Genomic DNA, 20,369 nt, shown 5'->3' with positions numbered 1-20,369 from the left:
CTCGATGAAACCCGCGTCTCTCGTGGCCGCCGCGGCGGTCATCCTGTCGGTCGCAACCGCCCCCGCCCTGGCCGAAGGGCAGCTCAACATCTTCAATTTCGGCCTCTACACCCCGCCGGATCTGATCAAGAAGTTCGAGAAGACCTACGACGTCAAGGTCACCGTCACCGAGTACGATTCCAACGAAACTGCGATCGCCAAGATCGAGGCCGGCGGTCACGGCTTCGACATCGTGGTGCCGTCGGCGTCGGTGGTTCCGATCTACATCGAGAAGGGACTGCTCCTGAAGAGCGAGCCGTCCCAGATGTCGAACTTCAAGAACGTCGAGCCGCAATGGGTGGCCGTGGGCTGGGACAAAGGCCGCCACTACACCGCGCCGTGGGTTTGGGGCACCACCGGCGTCATGGTCAACACGAACGTCTACAAGGGTGACATCAACACCTCCGCGGTCATCTTCGACCCGCCGGACGCGTTGAAGGGCAAGATCAACGTCGTCCCCTCGATGAGCGACGTCATCGACATGGCGATCGAATATGTCGGCGGCCAGCCCTGCACGACGGACAAGGCGATCCTCAAGGCGGCGCGCGACAAGCTCGCGGCGGCCAAGCCCTATTGGGCATCGATCGATTATCCGAGCTTCGAAAAGTTCATCAAGGAAGACCTCGACGCCTCGATCTTCTGGAATGGCGCCGCCATGCGCATCCGCGCCGAGAATCCGCACTTCGCCTACGGCTATCCGAAGGAAGGCTATGCGATCTGGCAGGACAACGTCGCCATTCTCGCCGACGCCAAGAATGTCGAGAACGCCAAGCTGTTCCTGAACTTCATCATGGCGCCGGAGAACGCCGCGCTGGTCTCGAATTACACCCGCTACGGCAACGCGATCCAGGGCTCCGAGGCGTTCATGGATAAGGACCTCCTGACGGCACCCGAGATGGTGATCCCGCCCGCCCTCAAGTCCGCCGGTCACATCCAGGTCACCTGCCCGGCCGACGTGCAGCAGATCTACAGCCGAATCTGGACGGAACTGACGAAGTAACGCCAAGACCTCACGCCGACCTCACCTGCGAGGCTCCGTCCGCTTCATCCGAGGCGGATGGGGCCTCGATCGTTTTCAGCGCGGTCTGTCTTCCCTAGTGTTTGACGAGCCTGAACACGATCTTGGTCTGGCTGTAATAATCGAGGGCGTCCATGAAGTCCGGCGTCCAACCGTCCGGCGCGTAGGGGATGAAACCGTCATAGAGGATCTTTCGGGCGGACACCGTGAAGCCCGCCGCCGCGAAGGCCTTCGCGTAGTCGCTGACGGAGCGGTCCTGCACGACGGTGTTGGTGCGCTCCGCGACGAGGGAACGCCATTTCGGCCAGAGCGGGTTGTCGGTGTGGCAGCCGGTCACGGCGTAGTAGATGCCGTCGGTCTTCAACGCCTGCCGGATATCCCGGGCGTGAGCATCGATGTCCGGGATCAGGTAGACGACCTCGTGGCTGAACGCGAGATCGAACGTCTCGGTCCAACCTGAGACATCGGCCCCCGTCTGATATTGGATCGGAAGGTTGCCCTTCAGGCTGTTGGCGGTCGCGATCGACCGTTCGGCGATGTCCAGGCCGAGCGCCCGGCGGAAGGGGCGCAAGGCGTGCAGATGGCGCAGGAAGCCGCCCTGATTGCAGCCGAAATCGAGAACCGTCTTGGCGCTCAGATCGCGCTCGGGAATGAGACCGATGAGGTGCCGCCAGATCGGGGCGTGGCCGTCGCCCATGGCGTTCTCGGCGCTCGGATCGACGTACCAGGTCGGGATCGCCTTCACCTTGTCCCCAGCATGTCCGTCCCCCGCATGTCCATTCATCGTGCAAGCCTACGTTCAAGTGTCGCTGGTGAGAGGCCGTCGGTGGTGCGCGGCGATGCCGCTCGGCGCGCCAGTTCGACGTCGAAATGCGGGGGCGTGTCCGGCGCCAGTTGCACGAAGCGCCCTTTGACCCGGAACACGTGTTCGATCAGCCCGCTTCGGGCGAGATCGTCCGGCACCCCGTCGAAGACGCGCTTGCCCTCCTGGAGCAGGCAGATCCGGTCGCAGATCGACATGGCTTGATTGAGATCGTGGATCGACATCACGATCGTCACGCCGCGCTCGCGGCTGAGTCGGTGGACGAGATCGAGCACTTCGATCTGGTAGCCGATATCGAGGAAGGAGGTCGGCTCGTCGAGCAGCAGGATGCCGGCCTCCTGGGCGATCGCCGCCGAAATCCAAGCCCGCTGGCGTTCGCCCCCGGAGAGCTCCCTCAGGCTTCGATCGGCCAGCGCCGTCAGGCCGGTGCTCTCCAAAGCCCACTGAATGGCCTCCTCGTCGCGGGACGAGTAGCTCCGCAGCAGCCCGACATGGGCGAACCGACCCTGCCGGACCAGTTGGCCGACCGTCATCTCGTCGGGCGCGGAGGGTTGCTGCGGCAGGAAGGCGAGGCGTTTCGCGAGGTCCCGGCGCGACAGCGTGCCGACCGCGCGCCCGTCGAGGGCGACATGCCCCTCGTCGGGGCGGATGAGGCCCGCGAGCGCCTGGAGCGCCGTGCTCTTGCCCGAGCCGTTGGGGCCGATCAAAGCGCGGATCTCGCCGGACCCTATCGAGAGATCGAGGCCCGAGAGGGCCTTTCGGCGGCCATAGCTGACGGACAGAGCCGAGCAAGTCAGAAGCATGGATCTCTCACGGGGTTCTGCGGATCAGCGCGACCAATACCGGCACACCGAACAGGGCCGTGATCACCCCGATCGGGATTTCCTCGGCCCGGCCGAGCAAGCGGCCGACGAGGTCGCCGAACGTCACGACGATGGAGCCCAACGCGACCGTCAGCGGCAGAACGAGAGCGCTGTGCCTTCCCGCCAGAGACCGGGCGAGATGCGGCACGACCAAGCCGACGAACACGATCGGCCCCACCGTCCCGACCGCACTCGCCGCGAGCGCGCACGACAAGAGCAACGCGAGCGAGAACTGACGGCGATAGGCGAGGCCGAAGGATTGGGCCACGGACGCATCGAGGCTCAGCAGTTCCAGGGGCCGCCGGATCAGCGGCAGCACCAGCAGCCCCGACACCGTGTACGGCGCGAGCACCGCGGCGTGCTGCCAGCTTCGGGCATAGAGACTGCCCGACAGCCACTCGAGCAGAACCTCGAGGCGGTTCGACCCCCAGCCGGCGATCAATCCGATGGCGAGCGCATGCAGGACGGCCCCGACCGCGATGCCGCAGAGCGTGACGCGCAACGGACCGAGATCGCGCCGAAAGGCCAAGGCGTAGACGAGGCCGCCGGCGGCGAGACCGCCCAGGGTCCCGACCGTCGGCAGCCAGGCCACCGGCAGTTCCGGCAGGTCCGTGGAGCCGGCGTGGTGGATATAGACGGAGAGCAGCAGGAACAGGCTCACCGCGAGGGTCGCCCCCTGCGAGATGCCCATGATCGAGGGGTCGGCCAGCGGATTGCGGGTGACGGTCTGCAACAGAAGACCGGCGACGGCGAGGTTCACGCCGGCGAGCATGCCGGTGACGATGCGCGGAAAGCGGATGTCCCAGATGATCGACCGCGCATCCGCCGGCCCCTGCCCCAGGAAGACGCCGATCACATGGGCGGGCGGGATGTCGACGACGCCCAGGAAGACGGCGACGATGGGGGCAAGCAGCGCCAGCGCCGCCATCGCCAGCACGATGCGAGCGGGCAGCGGTCTGCGCACGACGGCGCGGACCATCGTCATGCTCCGCCCCCCGTCGTGAAGCCGCGGCGCTGCACGAGCCAGATGAACAGCGGGCCACCGATCAAGGCGGTGACGATGCTGATGGGGAGCTCCTTCGGCGGCGCGATGCCACGGGCGATCACGTCGCCGGAGACGACGATGAAACCACCGATGGCGGCCGTGAGCGCGATGGTCCAGGCCGGCCCCGTGGGCCGCAGAAGGCGGGCGATATGCGGCGACGCCAGCCCGACGAAGGCGACCGGACCGGCCACCGGCGCCACGCCGGCCACGGGGAGGACGGCGAGGAGGAGCAGCACGGGCTTCCACAGCGACAATTGCAGGCCCATGCCGGCCGCCGCCTGTTCGCTCAACGTCAACAGCCCGATGACACGATGGCTCGCCAAGGCACCGAAGCAGCCGATTAGGACCCACGGAGCCATGTAGGCGAGCTGCGGCCATGACCGGCCCTGGAAGCCGCCCGACAGCCAGAACAGCAGCGCCGGCACCTGGGGACCGCTCGACAGGATGATCCAGGTCGTGAGCGCGCCGAGGAACATCGACACGCTGATTCCGCCGAGCGCGAGGTGCAGCGGGCGCGCCGTGCCGCCGCCCGCGATCCAGAACGTCGTCAGCGCGGCGGCGAGTCCCCCCGCCATTCCGATCATGGGATAATAGACGGACGACAGCCAGGGCAGGAATGTGAAGCACGCCACGATGGGCGTGACGGCGCCGGCCGTCACGCCGGTCAGCCCCGGCCCCGCCAGAGGGTTGCGGGTCAGCGTTTGCAGCAGATAGCCAGAAACCCCCAACCCCGCCCCGCCCAGAAATGCGGCGAGGCTGCGGGGCAGGCGCAGGGTCCAGACCAGGATCGACGCGATCTTGCCGTCCGGCGCGAACAGGGCCGCCAGAGCGACCTGAGGCTGGAGCGGCCGCGCGCCGATCAGAAGCCCGCCCGCGAGCACCGTCAGGCTGACGATCAGGATCGCGATCGTCAGCGTCAGGGAGCGGATGTCGGCATGGGGCCGCGCGGCCGCCTCGGCATTCGTCACTGCTGCACGCCCGCGGGGATCAGCTTCGCCGCTTCCGCGCGCACGTCGATCGCCGGGAACGTATCCGGGTAGAGATAATGCGCCGCCTCACGCAGCACCATTTCACGGGCGATCGGCCCGTTGGTCTCGACCCACTCATCGCCGACATAGTAGACGCGCCCGTTCTTGACGGCGGAGAGCTGCTGCCAGATCGGGTTGTTCTCGTGCGGGCGGTCCGGGCCGCTGTCGTAGACGAAGATGACCTCGGGGTCCTTTTCCAGCATGGCTTCGAGACTGATCTCCATGCCGAACTTGCCGTCCTGCTGCATCGGACCGGCGATATTGTCGCCGCCGAGCGCCGCGACGATCGAGGCGGCGGTGTTCTCGGTGTGGAACGAGAACGGCGTATCCCCGCCCCACATGATCTGGAAGCGCGGATGGACGTTCTTCGGCGCTTTGGCGGCATAGTCCGCGAGATGGCTCTTGAACTCCGCGTTCAATTGCTCGCCGCGCTCCGGTTTTCCGAACACCTTCGAGAGATCGGATACTTCCTGGTAGCTCTCGCTCAGGAGCTCCATGTTGTAGGCGATATAAGGCGCGATCTTCTCGAACTGGGCGGCATTGCCGACCGTGTAGCGCTTCATGGCGACGATCACGTCCGGCCGAACTTCCGACAGGAGCTCGAGGTTCGGCTTCGCCCGCTGGCCGAGGGACTTCATCTCACCGGTCAGCCCAAGCAGAAAATCGGGCTGACGGCCGGCGGTCATATAGGTCGTGGCAACCGGCTTGATGCCGAGGGCCAGTGCGACGTCGACGCCGAGATAGGAGATGGCCGCAATGCGCTGCGGGTTCTCAGGCACGACGACGACCACGCCACGATCGTCTGTGATCGACACCGTCTTGCCGTCTTGCGCCATCACCGATCCAGACGACAGCATTGCCGCCAAGCCGAGAATCGCCGCAACTCTAGAAATATTCCACATTACAAGCACCCATCACCCGCGGTTGCTTGCAACGCATTATCGATCAGGATCACCTATTTCAATACGATTCGAGGTTCATCTCATTTCAGAACGATTCTAGTCTTTTCTCAATGAGAGATTATTGAGGAAATAAAATGCATTAAAAATAGAACGCTTCGAAGTTTGCGGCGTAACCTTCCCGATCGAGAGGTCCGCCCGCGGCCAGGATCGCGCCCAATCGGCCGATTTCGTCGGAGCTCTTGGCGGCCTTTCCGTTGCCACCGGTGAGGACGACGATCCGATCGCTATCCGCGAAATCGATGTAGGGATAGCCGTGGCGGGTGAAGGTGGTCATGCAGGCCGCGCTTGTCCCGGCCCTGCCCCGTAGCCCCGGCAGCAGATTGCGCAGGCCGTGCTCCAGATGACGGGCGACGGCGGGATCGCCGCCGCTGCGGAACCAGGCGCGGATGTCCGCCTCGCTCGCCAACAGCGTGTCTCGGGGGTCGCCGCCGATCTTGAGAAAGACGCGCCCATCGGGATAGCGGATGGGCGGCAACGCGTAGAAGCTGTGCTCCTGGTCCGCCGCGACCTGAATGACCGAGGGCATGCCGTCATAGCGGGCCTGCTCGCCGGCCTCGATTTCCAGGAGGAAGACGGTCCGGGCCTTGACCGTCAGATCGAGCGGACGGGGAAGCAGCCACGGCCGGATGGCGTGGCCTCCCGTCGCGATGATGGCCTTGTCGGCTCTGAAGACATCACCGCCGACCGCGACGGCCTCGACGTGGGTCCCGCGGTCGACAAGGGCCTCGATCTCGACCGGTGCGACGGTCGCGCCGGCCCTCCGGGCGAGCGCCGTCTGGGCGCGGACGAGCGCCCTCGGGTCGATGTGGCCCGCATTCCGGGCTTCGTGCAGACCACAATAGCCGTCCGGAAAGCGCAGCATGGGAAAGGCGGTCGCCAACGGCCCGGCCTCGAGCCGCGCCGCCTGTGCGCCCACGCCTTCGGCGGCCCGGGCGGCGCGCGAAAGATAATCGGAATCGTCCGCGGCGATGATGCACCCGACCTCGGCATAGAAGGCGATGCCGCTCTCCGCTTCGATCGCCGCATAGCGCTCGATCGAACGGCGCGCGAGCAGCGACCAATCGGGATCGTCATCGATGGAGCGGGTGATCCGGCCCGCGTCGTAGTGGCTGGCGAAGACGCCCTGATGGGTTGCGAGGTCCTGAGGCTCGTCCGGTCCCACCAACGTGACCTTGGCTCCTCCGTTTGCGAGGTGCCGCGCCGCCGCGGCTCCCATCATCCCCTTGCCGACGACCACGACGTCGAACCCAGCCACCATCACGACACCCTACGGCGAACACCAATCCCGCTCTCGGCGAGCGGACCGACACGGTCTTGCCGCGTCGGTCGCCGCCGGTCCACCCGCGTTTGGGAATTCTCGCGTGTCGTGTCGAAGGGGCCGCGCCTGCATGCCCCGCGACGGAGGGGTGCGCGCACGGCCGCACGCGCCCGGTCGTTCGCGCTACAGGATGCCGTAGCGGGCATAGACGTCGGCGAGCAGCATGCCCTGTTCGAGGTGCTCGCGCGTCTTGTTCTCGCCGTGGATCTTCTCGAGCGCGGTTTCGATCACCGCCGCGGCGAGCGCCTGCGGGATCACGACCACGCCGTCGACGTCGCCGAACACGAGATCGCCCGGCTCGACCCGCACACCGCCGCATTCGACCGGCACGTCCCGCGCCGTCATCTCGGCCCGGCCCTTGGTGTCGAGCGGGCCGATCCCGCCGTGGAACACGGGAAAGCCGAGCCGCCGGATGTGGCGCACGTCGCGCACCAGCCCGTCGGTGACGCAGCCGCCGGCGCCGCGGCAGCGCGCGGCGGTGGTCAAGAGTTCGCCCCATGGCGCGATGCGGGTGGTCGGTCCATCGCAGGCGAGGATGACGATGTCGTCGGTGCCGAGATCGTCGACGAGGGCGATCTCGACTTCATAGGGGTTGCGCCCCTCGGTCACGCCGTAGACGTGCGCATAGAGCCCGGTGCGGGCGCGGCCGAACAGCACCTTGCCCTCGTCGAGCGGGCGGACGAACGGACGCATCGCCTGGTTCGGGCAGCCGAAGCCGTCGAGCACATCCGACAGCACGGCGGAATAGAGCACCCCTTTCAGGGCCTTGAAATCGATGTCGGTCGCCATGGCCGCGCCTTCCTTGGTGGACGTTCGGGTGAGATCGGTCAGTCGCCGCCGGCCGCGGCCTGTACCGGCGCGACGAAGCGCACCGCCACCAGACAGAGGGCCGTGGTGAACAGGAGCACCAGCGTCACCAGAGCGTTGATGTCCGGCGTGAAGCCGAGCCGCATCATCGCCCACAGCCGCACCGGCAGCGTGCTCTGGGTGCCGGTGACGAGGAGCGTGATCATCGTCTCGTCGAACGACAGCGCGAAGGCGAGGATCGCCCCGCCGGCCATCGCCCCGCGCAGGTTCGGCAGGAGGACGAGGCGGAAAGTCTGCCAACGGCTGGCGCCGAGGTCGTAGGAGGCTTCGACCAGACTGCCGCTCAGCGATTGCAAGCGCACCAGAATGGTTCGATAGACGAGCGCCAGCACGAACACCGTGTGGCCGATGATGACGGTCAGGATCGAGCGCTCGAAATTGATCTCGCGGAAGAAGATCAGCAGCGCGAGGCCGGTGATGATCGGTGGCATCAGGAACGGCAGGAAAATCACGAACTGGAGGAAACGCCGGCCCTTCGCCTCGGGCGAGGCGACGTAGAGCGCGAGCCCCGTCGCGATCACGACCGAGAGAACCACCGCCGAGACGCCGACGATGAGCGTGGTGCGCAGCGCGGCGAGGACGCTTTCGTTGCGAGTGAGCGCGGCATAGGCATCGGCGGTCGGCTGCGACCAGTCCACCGCGCCGTGGCTGACGGTGAAGAACGAGGACGTGATCGGCACCAGGAGCGGGCCGTAGAGCAGCACGAACACCAGCCCCGTGACGGCGACGAGCAGGGCCGTGCCGATGCGCTTCATCGGGCTTTCCAGGACGCGGCGGGCGGGCCGCACGGGCGTGGCGTGGGCGGTCGTCGGGGCCGTCATTGGGTCTGCCTCCGCGTTCCGGCCCAGCCGCCGAGCGCGATCGCGCAGATCACCGCCGCCGCCAGGATGACGGACAGCGCGGCGCCGAACGGCCAATTGAAGGCGGTTCCGAACTGGCTGTAGATGATCCGCCCGAAGGTGAAGCCGGACTGGCCGCCCACCATCTGCGGGGTGAGGAAGTCGCCGATCGCGAGGACGAAGACGAAGCTCATCGCGCTCGCGACGCCGGGCAGGCTGAGCGGCAGCGTCACCCGGAGAAAGGTCTGCAGGTCGCTCGCCCCGAGATCGGCGGAGGCATGGCGCAGCGCCTTCGGAATGGTCTCGAGCGACAGGAAGATCGGCAGGATCGCGAACGGGATCAGGAGCACCGTCAGCGTGAGCAGCACCGCGTTCAAGTTGAACACGAACAGCATCGACGGCTCGTCGATGAGGCCGAGCGCCATCAGGGTGCGGTTGAGGAGCCCGTTGCCGCCGAGGATCGAGCGCACGGCGTAGATCTTGATGACGTAGCTCATCAGCAGCGGAACCAGCAGCAGCACCAGGACGGCGTGCCGCTGCCGGCCCTTGAGCCCGGTCAGGAACAGTGCCACCGGATAGGCGAACACCACGCACAGCACCGCGACCGACAGGCACAACAGGCAGGTGCGCCAGAAGATCGGCTGGAACACCGGATCGGTGAAGAAGCGGACATAGTTCGCGAGCGTCGGCGAGAAGACGATGTCGCCGTGGTCGACGCTGAAGAAGCTGTAGGCGAGGAACAGCGTCATCGGCGCCAGGATGAAGCCGAGCGGGACGACATAGGCCGCGAAAGTGGCGAACCAGGCGGCCGCGCGGCTCCGGCCGGCCAGGGGGTCGGGCGCGCTCATGCCGGAACCAGCCGGCAATCGTCGGCACGGAACGACAGCGTCACCGCGTCGCCCGCCGCAAGCGGCGTGCCTTCCGGACGGCTCTGCAGCCGGGCCCGCAGCGAGATCGCACGGTCGCCCGCGGCCGTGGCGAAGGCCATGGTGGAGGCACCACCGAAGGCGACCTGGTCGATGGTTGCGGCGATCGCGTTCTCACGCGCCGGATCGCGATCGTTGATGGGACCAACCTCCATCGCCTCGGGGCGGCAGGCCGCGAAGGCCCGGGCGCCGGCCGGCGCGGCGGCGAGTTCGGGCTGACCCTCGATCGAGCAGACGATGGTGCCGAGGCTCGTTTCGATGGCACGCCGGGTGCCGCTCACGGGGCCGAGGGTTCCGGCAATCAGGTTGTTGTCGCCGAAGAAGGTCGCGACGAATTCGCAGCTCGGCCGGTAATAGACCTCGTGGGGCGAGCCGATCTGCTGGATGCGCCCGGCATTCATCACGCAGATCCGGTCCGCCATGGCGATGGCCTCCTCCTGGTCATGGGTGACGAACAGGAAGGTGGTGCGGATCTCGGCCTGCACCGATTTCAGGAAGACCTGCATCTGGTGGCGCAGCGCGACGTCGAGCGCGGCGAGCGGCTCGTCGAGCAGGATGAGCCGCGGCCGGCAGACGATGGCGCGGGCGAGCGCCACGCGCTGGCGCTGGCCGCCGGAAAGCTGCGCCGGGTAGCGCTTGCCGAAGGCGCCGAGGCTGACGAGCTCGAGCGCGTCGGCGACGCGCTTCGTGACCTCCGCCCGCGGCGTGCCGCGCACGGCGAGCCCGTAGGCGACGTTCGCCTCCACCGTCAGGTGCGGGAACAGCGCATAGTCCTGGAACACCGTGTTGAACGGCCGCCGGTTGATCGGCGTCGCCGTGATGTCCTGCCCGTCGAGCCGGATCTCGCCGCCGGACGGCGAGGTGAAGCCGCCGATGAGGCGCAGGATCGTGGTCTTGCCCGAGCCGGACGGCCCGAGAATCGTGATGAACTCGCCGTCGCGCACGTCGAGATCGACACCGTGCAGGATCGGAACCGAGCCGTAGGACTTGGTCACGGAGCGCAAGGTCAGAAGAACGCCGGGATCGGCCATTGGTACCCTCGAACAACGTGCGGCGAGCGCGGGGTGCCGCCCGGACATGCGCGTCCGGGCGGAGACCATTATGCGCCGCTCCTCAATCCCGGTCGACGCGCGCCCGGGAGACGCGCGGCGGCGGTGGCGCGGGCCGGATCGGCCCGCGGCAGGACACGGTCAGGGTGCCGCCTTCACTTCGTTCCACAGGTCGGAACGCTTCAGCGGGTCCTCGACGGCGTCGAGCCAGACGAGCGTATCGGTTTCCTTGGCGCTACCGCTCGGCACGACGGTGTTGCCGAAACCGGTTCGCTCGGTGAGCTGCTCGCCGATCTTCTTCTGCAGCAGGAAGTTCACCCACTTCTCGGCCGCCGCCTTGTCCTTGACGCCGCTCGTCATGGCCCAGTTGTCGAGCCAGGACAGCGCGCCCTCAGACGGGTTGATGTAGGCGACGTGGGCGCCGGCCTTCTGCAGCGCCTTGAGCTGCTGCTGGCCGTAATTGGCCCAAACGAGGGCGACGTCGTTGTTCTGGAAGATCTGCTGGGCCTCGTCGGAGGTCGTATAGAACGACAGCACGTTGCCCTTGAGCGCGACGAGCTTCGCCTTCACCTCGGCAAGCTGCTCCGGCGTCAGGTGGAACGGATCCTTGATGCCGAGCACCAGCGCGGTGAAGGAGACGTTGTGTTCGCCGTTGTCATAGGCGAGCACCTTGCCCTTGTATTTCGGGTCCCACAGGATCGCCATTGACGTCGGGGCCGGCTTCACCTTGTCGACATCGTAGATGAGGCCGATGGAATCGAAGGCGAACGGGATGCCGTAGACTTGGCCGTCGCGCGTCTCGCCCTTGATCTTGCTCAGATCGCGGAAGCGCGGCAGCACCTGCTGCTGGTTGGGGATGTCCTTGAGATCCCAGGGCGTGACGAGCTTGGCGTCGATATAGCGCTGGAGCTGGGCCGTGTTGACGGCCATGACGTCGAAGTCCTTGCCCTCGCTGCCCTTGATCTTGGCCCAGATCTCGTCGTCGCTGCCGATGAAGACGACGTCGACGTCGATGCCGGTCTCCTGGGTGAACTCCTTGACCCAGTCCGCATCGGCGTAGCCTTCCCAGGCGAGCACGCGCAGCGTTTCCGCGGCGGCGCCCGAGGCCCACAATCCGGCGGCGAGCGCAGCGCCGCACAGAAGCTTTTTCAATCCCTTCACGACACTTCTCCTCTGGTTGGTCTTGTCCGGTCGGTCAGGCCGGTGGTCGTCGGGGAGCGTCTTGTCCGCCGCGGCAGCTGGCGCTCTCGGTTGGCGTTTGGTCGAAGGCTCGACGAAGTCCGGGCAGCGTGCGCGCCGCCCGGGGCCAGCTTCAGAGCGGACGCACGGAGACGAGCGTCTCCTCCGCCCCGGCCACCATCCGGTTGCGCAACGGCCTGCCGAAGGTGGGGGATTCGATCTCGAACTCGTCGCCGGCTTCGGTCTTGACGTTGGAGGCGTAGCTCATGGCGTCGGCGCCGAAGAAGTAGGCGTGCAGGTCGCCCGGCCGGCGGAACATCGGGTACCGGAAGTGGTAGTGCTCGAGGTTGGCGATCGAGTGCGACATGTGGCTTTCGCCGGAGAGGAACTCCTCGTCCCACACCACCGCGCCATCCCGGTGGATGCGGGTGCGGCCGCGCACCTCCTGCGGCAGGTCGCCGATCAACAGCTCCGGCCCGATCGAGCAGTCCCGCAGCTTCGAATGGGCGAGATAGAGGTAGTTCTTGCCCTCGGTGACATGGTCGGAGAAGTCGTTGCCGAGCGCGAAGCCGATGCGGCGCGGCTCGCCGGCCGGATCGACGATGTAGAGCCCGACGATCTCGGCCTCCTCGGCGCCGGCGAGCGCGTAGCCCGGCAGTTCCAGCGGCGCGCCCGGCGGCACGACGCAGGTGCCGACACCCTTGAAGAACCATTCCGGCTGGACGCCGATGCGCCCCTCCCCCGGCTTGCCGCCGGCGAGCCCCATGCGGAAGATCTTCATGGAGTCGGATTCGTGCGCGTCGGGCCCGTGCACCACCTCGTGCATGCGGTTGCGCGCCGTGGCGCTGCCGGTGTGGGTCAGGCCGGTGCCGGTGATGAGGAAGCGGGCCGGTTCCGGGTGATCGAGCGGCGGCAGCACGCGACCGTCGGTGAGCGCGGCTTCATAATCGACCGCGGCCTCGCGGGCCGTGGCGGCGACGAGATCGGCGAGCGGCGTCGCCTCGGCGATGCTGCGCATCGCGAGCTCGTAGACCGACGCGACGCCCGCGAGCGGCAGCAGCGCGTCGCCCTCGGGGGCGACGAGTGCGACCTTGCGCCGGCCGTCTTCCGTCTTGAATTGCACCAGACGCATGCGTGGAGCTCCTTCGGGGGGTCTCAGACCCAGCCGCCGTCGACGATGAAATGCTGGGAGGTGCACATCCGGCTGTCGTCGGATGCGAGGAACAGCGCCATGCGGGCGATGTCCGAGGGATAGAGCCGGTCGGGCAGGCATTGCCGCTCGGCGATCTGCCGCTCGCCGTCCGGCGTCAGCCAGAGCCGCACCTGCCGCTCGGTCATGACCCAGCCGGGGATCATGCAATTCACGCGGATGCGCTCGGGCCCGAGCTCCCGGGCGAGCGCCCGGGTCATGCCGGTGATGGCGGCCTTGGAGGTGACGTAGGCCGGGCAATCCGGATCGCCGACCATCCAGGTGATCGAGCCGAAATTGACGATGGAGCCACCGCCGGCATCGCGCATGGAGGGCCGCACGGCCTGGGCGGCGAAGAACTGGTGCCGCACGTTGACCGCCATGCGGTCGTCCCAATAATCGGGCGTGACGTCCTCGGTGCGGTGCCGGTCGTCGTTGCCGGCATTGTTGAGGAGCACGCGGATCGGTCCGTGCCGGTCCACCGTCGCCGCGATCGCGGCCCGCAGCGCTTCGATGTCGCGCAGATCGCAGCGGATGAAGTCCGGCCGGCGATGGCCCGCGGCCGCAACACTCTCGACGAGCGCGCGGGAAGCGTCCTCCGCGACGTCGACGAAGGTGACGAAGGCCCCTTGGGCCGAGAAATGCTCGACGAGGCCAGCGCCGATGCCGCTGCCGCCGCCGGTGACGAACACGACGCGGTCCTTCAGCGTCGGGTAGATCGCGTTCGGAAAATCGCTGTCCATGGATCAGGGCCTCGTCCGCGCTGGCGCCGGTTCAGTGGGAATGTCGAGGGATGCCGGCCTCGCGCTTGCCGGTAAGGAAGTCGAAGTCGCAGCCTTCGTCGGCCTGGAGCACGTGGGCGACGTAGAGCTTCTGGTAGCCGTTGACGTCTTCGTGGGCGGGCGGCTGCCACGCCGCGCGGCGCGCCGCGAGCTCCGCTTCGTCCACCTCGAGGTTGAGGCGGCGCCCGGCGACGTCGACTTCGATCATGTCGCCGTCGCGCACCAAGGCGAGCGGGCCGCCCGCGGCCGCCTCCGGCGCGGTGTGGAGCACCACGGTGCCGTAGGCCGTGCCGCTCATGCGGGCGTCGGAGATGCGCACCATGTCGGTGACGCCGCGCTTCAGGAGCTTGGCGGGCAGCGGCATGTTGCCGACCTCGGCCATGCCGGGATAGCCCTTCGGCCCGCAATTCTTCAAAACCATCACGCTGTTCTCGTCGATCTCGAGGTCGGGATCGTCGATGCGGGCGTAGTAGTGCTCGATGGTCTCGAACACGACGGCCGGGCCACGATGCTGCATCAGGGCGGGCGTCGCGGCGGACGGCTTGATCACCGCGCCGCCGGGCGCCAAGTTGCCGCGCAGTACGGCGATGCCGCCTTCCGCCGTCAGCGCGTCGTCGAAGCCGCGAATGACCTCGCCGTTGTAGTTCGGCGCGTCGGCGACGATCTCGCCGATGGTCGGCCCGGCGACACTCGCGGCGTCGGTGTGGAGCAGGCCCGCCTCGGCAAGCACCCGCATCACCGCCCTGAGCCCGCCGGCATAATAGAAGTCCTCCATCAGGAAGCGGCCGGAGGGCATCAGGTCGACGATGGTCGGCACGCCGCGGCCGAGCCGGTCCCAATCGTCGAGGGAGAGGTCGATGCCGAGCCGGCGCGCGACGGCGATCAGGTGGATCACCGCGTTGGTCGAGCCGCCGATGGCGCCGTTGACGCGAATGGCGTTCTCGAAGGCCTCGCGCGTCAGGATGCGCGACATCCGAACGTCGTCCCGGACCATGCCGACGATGCGGCGGCCCGCCTCCTGAGCGAGGATCTGACGGCGGGAATCGACGGCCGGGATCGCGGCGTTGTCCGGCATGGCGATGCCGAGGGCTTCGGCCATGCTCGCCATCGTCGAGGCGGTGCCCATCGTCATGCAGCTCCCGGGGGAGCGGCTCTGGCCCTGCTCGGCGGCGAGGAAGTCGTCGACCGACATGCGGCCGGCCTTCACGTCCTCGTAGAACTTCCAGACGTGGGTGCCGGACCCGATCGGCTGGCCTCGGAAATTGCCGTTCAGCATCGGCCCGCCGGACACCACGATCGCCGGCAAATCGCAGCTCGCCGCCCCCATCATCAGGGCGGGCGTGGTCTTGTCGCAGCCGACCATCAGGATGACGCCGTCGACCGGATTGGAGCGGATCGATTCCTCGACGTCCATCGAGGCGAGGTTGCGGAACAGCATGGCGGTCGGGCGCATGTTGGATTCGCCGAGCGACATCACCGGGAACTCGAGCGGCAGGCCGCCGGCCTCGTAGACGCCGCGCTTCACCCGCTCCGCCAGCCCGCGCAGATGCGCGTTGCAGGGGGTCAGCTCCGACCAGGTGTTGCAGATGCCGATCACCGGCCGGCCGTCGAACACGTCGGGCGGCAGCCCTTCGTTCTTCATCCAACTGCGATGCATGAAGGCGTTCTTGCCCGCTCCGCCGAACCAGGCGCTGGACCGCAGTTTCCGGGGTTCGTCCGACATCGCTCGCCTCAGAGTCTTGTTTTGCTATACAAAACTATGTTTTGCTATGCTATGAGAGTGCGGCAAGCCGGACCGGAAGTCAACATCGCTGCGCGCGCGCCGCTCCGAGCGGCGAGGCCGCCTGCGAATGGCCGAAAAGTCCCGGCGGGCTTGGACTTCGGCCGCGTGCGACGCGCCCTCGCCCGCGGCGATGGGCGCGAAAAAGTTCTGTATTGAGAAACGCTATTCTGTATTGCTTGGTAGCGCACGGACCAGACCCGATACCGACAGGGGGCGGGTTCGCGGGGCGGAGGGATCGGAACGGATGACGGACGAACGCTACAGGGTGCAGAGTCTGGGCCGCGCGCTCGACCTCATCGACCGGATCGCCGAAGCCGGGCAGGACGGGGCGCGGCTCACCGATCTCGCCCGCGACATCGGCCTCTCGAAGCCGGCCGCCTACGCGATCCTCGCGACCTTGCGGGCGCGTGGGCTCGTGGTCGATTTCGGGGAAGGCATGACGCGGCGCTACCGGCTCGGGCTCTCCTTCGTCCGCTTCGGCGATCTGGCGGTCGCCAACACCGGCCTCGGAGACGTCGCGATGCCGATCCTGCGCGAGCTCACCCAGGAGGTCGGCCTCACCTCGCGCGTCGCCATGCTGGACGACGGCTTCGCGGTGGTCATCGGCCGCGTCGACGGCCCCGGCGCCATCCGTTTCGCCGCCGCGCTCGGCCGCCGCGAGGCGCCCCATTGTTCCGGCGTGGGCAAGCTCCTGCTCGCGGCGATGCCGCGCGCCGAGGCGGTCGCCATCCTCGACCGCGTCGGCCATGAACGGCGGACGCCCAACACCCTCGATTCCCTCGACGCCCTCGCGGCCGACTTCGATCGCATCGGCGAACGGCATTATGCGGTGGACGATGAGGAGGATGTCGAGGGCATTATCTGTCTGGCCGCCGGCGTGTTCGGCCACGGTGGACAGGCGGTCGGCGCGATCAGCGTCACCACGCTGAAGCAACTGCTGCCGACCGAGGCGATCCCCTCGGTCGTCGAGCCCTTGCTGCGCCATGCGGACCGCATTTCCCAGGCTCTCGGCGGGCCGCCCGCGGCCCTCGCTTGGGCCGGCCGCAATCGCACGGGAGGCCGCCCGTGAGCGCGAACCTGGCGACGGATCGCTGGCGCCTCGACCTCCTGCCCGATCTCGGCGGCCGCATCGCGTCGCTGCGATGGCGCCATCCCTCGGGCGATTGGATCGACCTCCTCGTCCCCATGAAGGGCCGCGACGACAGCGGCGAGGATGCCGGCTGCTTTCCGCTGGTGCCCTTCTCGAACCGCGTGCGCGACGGCCGGTTCACCTTCGCCGGCCGCGCCGTCTCGATGCCGTTGAACACCCCCGGCCCCCATGTCGAGCACGGTCACGGCTGGCAGCGTCCCTGGCGCCTTTCCGCCGTCTCCGCGGGCGGCCCCGGACTGGTCTACGAGCACGCCCCGGATGCGTGGCCCTACCCGTACGTCGCGCGCCAGGATTTCACGCTGCGGCCGGATCGCCTCGAGGTCCGGCTGACGATCGAGAACCGCGGCGCGGAGCCGATGCCGGTGGGCTTCGGCCTGCATCCCTACTTTCCCGCGACGCCGGAAACGACACTCGAGGCCGCCTTGTCGTGGGGCTGGGAGGTGGACGCGGAGGTCATGCCGCTTCGCCGCGTGCCCGCCGACACCCTCTGGGGACCGTCGCCCCGCATGAACGTCGCCTCCAGGGCGCTCGACACTGCCTTCGGCGGCTGGGACGGCACCGCCGAAATCCGCTGGCCGGAGCGCGCCACCGGGCTCCGCCTGACGGCGGACGCCCCGCTGCGCCACCTCGTGACCTACACGCCGCCGGGCGCCGACCATTTCTGCGCCGAGCCGGTCAGCCACTGTACCGACGCCTTCAACATGGCCCTCGGGACCGATGAGACCGGCCTCATCGTGCTGGCACCCTCGGCTCAGTGCTCGGCGACCGTCTCGTTCTCTCCGTTCGCGCTGTGAGACGGACCGCCGCCCCCGCCGCAGCGGGCAAGCGCGTCGAGCCGTCGCCGCCAAATGCGAAGCCCGTCCGCTTCAGTCCGAAGCGGACGGGCCCCCGATTGCGTCGCGGTTCGAACCGCCGGCCGCCTCAAGCGGCGCGGACGGTACCGAGGAAGTCGGCCATCACCCGGCGCAGCGTCTGGGTCTGGGTCGCGAGCGTCGTCGCAGCGTCCTGCACCTGACCGGCGGCGGCGGACGAATCCGCCGCGGCGCCGTTGATGCCGATGATGTTGGACGACACCTGCTTGGTGCCCTGGGACGCGCGCGACACATTGTGCGCGATCTCCCGGGTCGCCTCGCCCTGCTGGTCCACGGCCGCCGCGATCGAGCCCGCGATCCGATTGATCGCCTCGATGACGTCGGTGATCCCCACGATCGCCTGCGACGACGCCCGGGTCGAGCCCTGGATCTCCTCGATCTGCGCCTCGATATCCGCCGTCGCCTTGGAGGTCTGCTCGGCGAGGTCCTTCACCTCCGCCGCGACCACCGCGAAACCCTTGCCGGCGTCACCGGCCCGCGCCGCCTCGATGGTGGCGTTGAGGGCAAGCAGGTTGGTCTGTCCCGCGATGTTGCGAATGAGATCGACCACCTTGCCGATCTTCTCGGCGGAGGCCGAGAGGTCCTGGACCTGCGCGGCGGTGCTACCGGCCTCGCGGACCGCCTCGGCGGCGATGCGCGCGCTCTCGTCGACCTGGCGCTTGATCTCGACGATCGACGAGGAGAGCTCCTCGGCGGCGGACGCCACCGTCTGCACGTTGTTGGAGGCTTCCTCCGACGCGCCGGCGGCGACATGGGACTCGTTGGCCACCTTCCGGGTCGCGGAGGTCATCGTGCCGGCCGCTCCCTGGAGCTGGTCGGACGCCACGCCGACGCTTTCGACCACCTGGCCCATGGCCCGCTCGAAATCGTTCGCGAGGTTGCTCATGGTGGAACGGCGCTCGGCTTCCGCGCGGATGCGACCGGCTTCTGCCTCCTCGGCCTTGCGGCGCGCCTCTTCCTCGACGCCGATGCGGATCTGATCGACGGCGCGGGAGATGTCGCCGATCTCGTCCTTGCGGTTCGCGCCGGCGATCTCCGCGACTTGCTCTCCGGCGGCGAGCCGGCGCAGAGCCAAGGTGAGGCGGGTGATCGGGTTCGAGATGCCGCGCGCCATCAGCGCCATCGCGACGAGGGCGAGCACGGTCACCACCGCCGCCGCGATCATCTGCCAGAGGGTGTCGGTGCCGCTGCGGGCCGCCAGCGACGCGCCGAGGGCGTTGGCATCGGCCATGACGACGGCGCGCGGCATGGTGATGATGACGGACCAGGCCGCCCCGGTCCGGCCGAGCGGCACCGGGGCGAACACCTTGATGGCGTCTTTGGCGGCGTCGACCTTGGTCACCGCCTCGCCCTTGCGGAGCAGTTCCATGTCCTGCTGAGCCTGCGGCTCGATCGCGGTGTAGGGGCCCCCGATGGCGCTCGGGTTGGCGCTGGAGGCGACCACAAGGCCGTTGTTCGTCACGATCGCGACGGTCCCAGCCCCCTTATAGATGGAAGTGTTCACCTTCTCGGCGAGGCTCTGCACGAAGGCGAGATCGAAATCCGCACCGGCGACGCCCATGAACTTACCCCCGATCGAGATCGGAACCGACATGGTCGCGAGATAGACCGACTTGCCCTGCACGATATAGGGCAGCGGTGCGAGAATGCTCTCTTGGCCGTTGGTCTGCGGGCCGATGAACCAGCCGCCCTTCATCACGCCGTTGGTGTGCAATTCGCGGCTGTCATATTCGACCAGCGGCTGGAGCGCGATCTTGCCGCTCGCATCCCGGGTCCAATAGGGCAAGGCGCGGCCCGTCGCGTCGGAGCCGACATCCTTGCGGTTCACGAAGCGGGCGTCGGCGCCGTCGAGCGCATCGGGCATCCAGGCGCTGTAGGTGCCGTTGAACCGGCTGTTGTCCTTGAGGACGGAGAGGAGCAGCGCGTTCAACTGGGCACGTCGCTGGTCCGGAGGCGTGCCGCTCGAACCGTTGTCGGCGATGACCGCGAGGGCGCTCGACATGTTGCGCGCGGCCTCGAAGGCGGAATCGATCTCGGTGCGGATGGCAGCGGCCTGCACCGACGCGAGCCTCTGGAGGGATTCCTGGCTGGTGCGATCGAGCAGCGCGCTGACGCGCTGGGTCACGTAGTCCGACGTCTGGGAAGCCGCGTAGAGACCGTAGCCCAGCATGGCGCCCGCGACGGCGATCACGCAGACCGCCGAGAGCGCGATGATCCTGACCTGGATCGAATGAATGTTCATCTGTCCTGCCACAATCTTTGATATGATGAATGCGTTGTCGACCTCGTGTCTTGCCCCAAGCTGAAAAATGTAACGGGCCTTCATAGTTCTTTCGAACTATATCGGTACGCTCTGTTCCGCGAAAATTGCGATGCATTTTCAAAGCCGCGAGTGAACCTTCGAAATCGCGACGCGTGGTATCGAATGACGATGCTGGATCGCGTAGCATCCCTCGCGGAAGAACGCTTCGAGGGCGAACCTTTATGGGACACCCGACGGCAACCGCGCTCCCGCCGCGGGCCGTTGCCGCAGATCCGTCTCGTGCGACGCGCCGGCCTCGCGGCTCTCGGCAGCGGCGGTCGATGGCGAGCCATCGCCTCGTCGCGGCAGGCTGAAATCGTCTTGTCCCTCCGCAA

The 20,369-nt window shown here is 67.7% G+C and carries 18 protein-coding genes; 3 read left to right on the top strand and 15 right to left on the bottom strand.

All coding sequences use genetic code 11. The features are described 5' to 3' along the window. Window positions 1-4: 4 nt before the first annotated feature. Window positions 5-1,039, top strand: coding sequence for an extracellular solute-binding protein (locus tag F0357_RS16235; RefSeq protein WP_153484329.1), 1,035 nt, complete (start codon window positions 5-7; stop codon window positions 1,037-1,039). Window positions 1,040-1,133: 94 nt separating this feature from the next. Here F0357_RS16235 and F0357_RS16230 read toward each other — a convergent pair whose 3' ends face one another. From F0357_RS16230 to F0357_RS16165, 14 genes are all read right to left on the bottom strand, one after another. Then, entirely contained in the window at window positions 1,134-1,841 is a 708-nt protein-coding gene (locus F0357_RS16230) for a class I SAM-dependent methyltransferase (RefSeq protein ID WP_153484326.1), read from the bottom strand. Further along, window positions 1,838-2,683: an ABC transporter ATP-binding protein gene (locus F0357_RS16225; protein WP_153484323.1), complete on the bottom strand. Its 846-nt coding sequence runs from the start codon at window positions 2,681-2,683 to the stop codon at window positions 1,838-1,840. The genes F0357_RS16230 and F0357_RS16225 overlap by 4 nt, the downstream gene beginning before the upstream one ends. A gap of 7 nt (window positions 2,684-2,690) precedes the next feature. After that, on the bottom strand, window positions 2,691-3,728 hold the full coding sequence (locus F0357_RS16220; RefSeq protein WP_153484320.1) for a FecCD family ABC transporter permease: 1,038 nt from the start codon (window positions 3,726-3,728) through the stop codon (window positions 2,691-2,693). Then, window positions 3,725-4,717, bottom strand: a complete 993-nt coding sequence (locus F0357_RS16215) for a FecCD family ABC transporter permease (RefSeq protein WP_376767838.1) — start codon at window positions 4,715-4,717, stop codon at window positions 3,725-3,727. Before F0357_RS16215 ends, F0357_RS16220 begins: the two co-directional genes overlap by 4 nt. A 35-nt stretch (window positions 4,718-4,752) precedes the next feature. Then, window positions 4,753-5,673: an ABC transporter substrate-binding protein gene (locus F0357_RS16210; RefSeq protein WP_246161699.1), complete on the bottom strand. Its 921-nt coding sequence runs from the start codon at window positions 5,671-5,673 to the stop codon at window positions 4,753-4,755. 184 nt (window positions 5,674-5,857) lie between these two features. Beyond that, window positions 5,858-7,036 (bottom strand): NAD(P)/FAD-dependent oxidoreductase, encoded by a 1,179-nt coding sequence (locus tag F0357_RS16205; protein ID WP_153484315.1) that lies wholly within the window; start codon window positions 7,034-7,036, stop codon window positions 5,858-5,860. Between the two features lie 183 nt (window positions 7,037-7,219). Beyond that, window positions 7,220-7,885 (bottom strand): RraA family protein, encoded by a 666-nt coding sequence (locus F0357_RS16200; protein WP_153484313.1) that lies wholly within the window; start codon window positions 7,883-7,885, stop codon window positions 7,220-7,222. A gap of 38 nt (window positions 7,886-7,923) precedes the next feature. Then, window positions 7,924-8,784 (bottom strand): ABC transporter permease, encoded by an 861-nt coding sequence (locus tag F0357_RS16195; protein ID WP_246161495.1) that lies wholly within the window; start codon window positions 8,782-8,784, stop codon window positions 7,924-7,926. After that, window positions 8,781-9,650, bottom strand: a complete 870-nt coding sequence (locus F0357_RS16190; RefSeq protein WP_153484311.1) for an ABC transporter permease — start codon at window positions 9,648-9,650, stop codon at window positions 8,781-8,783. The genes F0357_RS16195 and F0357_RS16190 overlap by 4 nt, the downstream gene beginning before the upstream one ends. Then, window positions 9,647-10,759 carry an ABC transporter ATP-binding protein gene (locus tag F0357_RS16185; protein ID WP_153484309.1) on the bottom strand — a complete coding sequence of 371 codons (1,113 nt, stop codon included), beginning with the start codon at window positions 10,757-10,759 and terminating at the stop codon, window positions 9,647-9,649. Before F0357_RS16185 ends, F0357_RS16190 begins: the two co-directional genes overlap by 4 nt. 159 nt (window positions 10,760-10,918) lie before the next feature. Then, window positions 10,919-11,938 (bottom strand): ABC transporter substrate-binding protein, encoded by a 1,020-nt coding sequence (locus tag F0357_RS16180; RefSeq protein ID WP_312861625.1) that lies wholly within the window; start codon window positions 11,936-11,938, stop codon window positions 10,919-10,921. Between the two features lie 151 nt (window positions 11,939-12,089). Then, on the bottom strand, window positions 12,090-13,088 hold the full coding sequence (gene araD1 / locus F0357_RS16175) for an AraD1 family protein (protein ID WP_153484307.1): 999 nt from the start codon (window positions 13,086-13,088) through the stop codon (window positions 12,090-12,092). A gap of 23 nt (window positions 13,089-13,111) precedes the next feature. Further along, window positions 13,112-13,888, bottom strand: coding sequence for an SDR family NAD(P)-dependent oxidoreductase (locus F0357_RS16170; protein WP_153484305.1), 777 nt, complete (start codon window positions 13,886-13,888; stop codon window positions 13,112-13,114). 31 nt (window positions 13,889-13,919) lie between these two features. Continuing rightward, window positions 13,920-15,650, bottom strand: a complete 1,731-nt coding sequence (locus tag F0357_RS16165; RefSeq protein WP_153484303.1) for an IlvD/Edd family dehydratase — start codon at window positions 15,648-15,650, stop codon at window positions 13,920-13,922. A gap of 304 nt (window positions 15,651-15,954) precedes the next feature. Between F0357_RS16165 and F0357_RS16160 the strand changes: the two genes are divergently transcribed. Then, entirely contained in the window at window positions 15,955-16,779 is an 825-nt protein-coding gene (locus F0357_RS16160; protein WP_208948380.1) for an IclR family transcriptional regulator, read from the top strand. Beyond that, window positions 16,776-17,654: an aldose 1-epimerase gene (locus F0357_RS16155; protein ID WP_208948379.1), complete on the top strand. Its 879-nt coding sequence runs from the start codon at window positions 16,776-16,778 to the stop codon at window positions 17,652-17,654. The genes F0357_RS16160 and F0357_RS16155 overlap by 4 nt, the downstream gene beginning before the upstream one ends. Before the next feature lie 127 nt (window positions 17,655-17,781). Here the strand turns inward: F0357_RS16155 and F0357_RS16150 are convergent, their stop codons facing one another. Then, window positions 17,782-19,974 (bottom strand): methyl-accepting chemotaxis protein, encoded by a 2,193-nt coding sequence (locus F0357_RS16150; RefSeq protein ID WP_153484295.1) that lies wholly within the window; start codon window positions 19,972-19,974, stop codon window positions 17,782-17,784. Window positions 19,975-20,369: the final 395 nt, after the last annotated feature.

It is taken from the genome of Segnochrobactrum spirostomi, from assembly GCF_009600605.1.
Taxonomy (GTDB): domain Bacteria; phylum Pseudomonadota; class Alphaproteobacteria; order Rhizobiales; family Segnochrobactraceae; genus Segnochrobactrum; species Segnochrobactrum spirostomi.
This window is presented reverse-complemented; position numbering and strand designations above follow the sequence as displayed.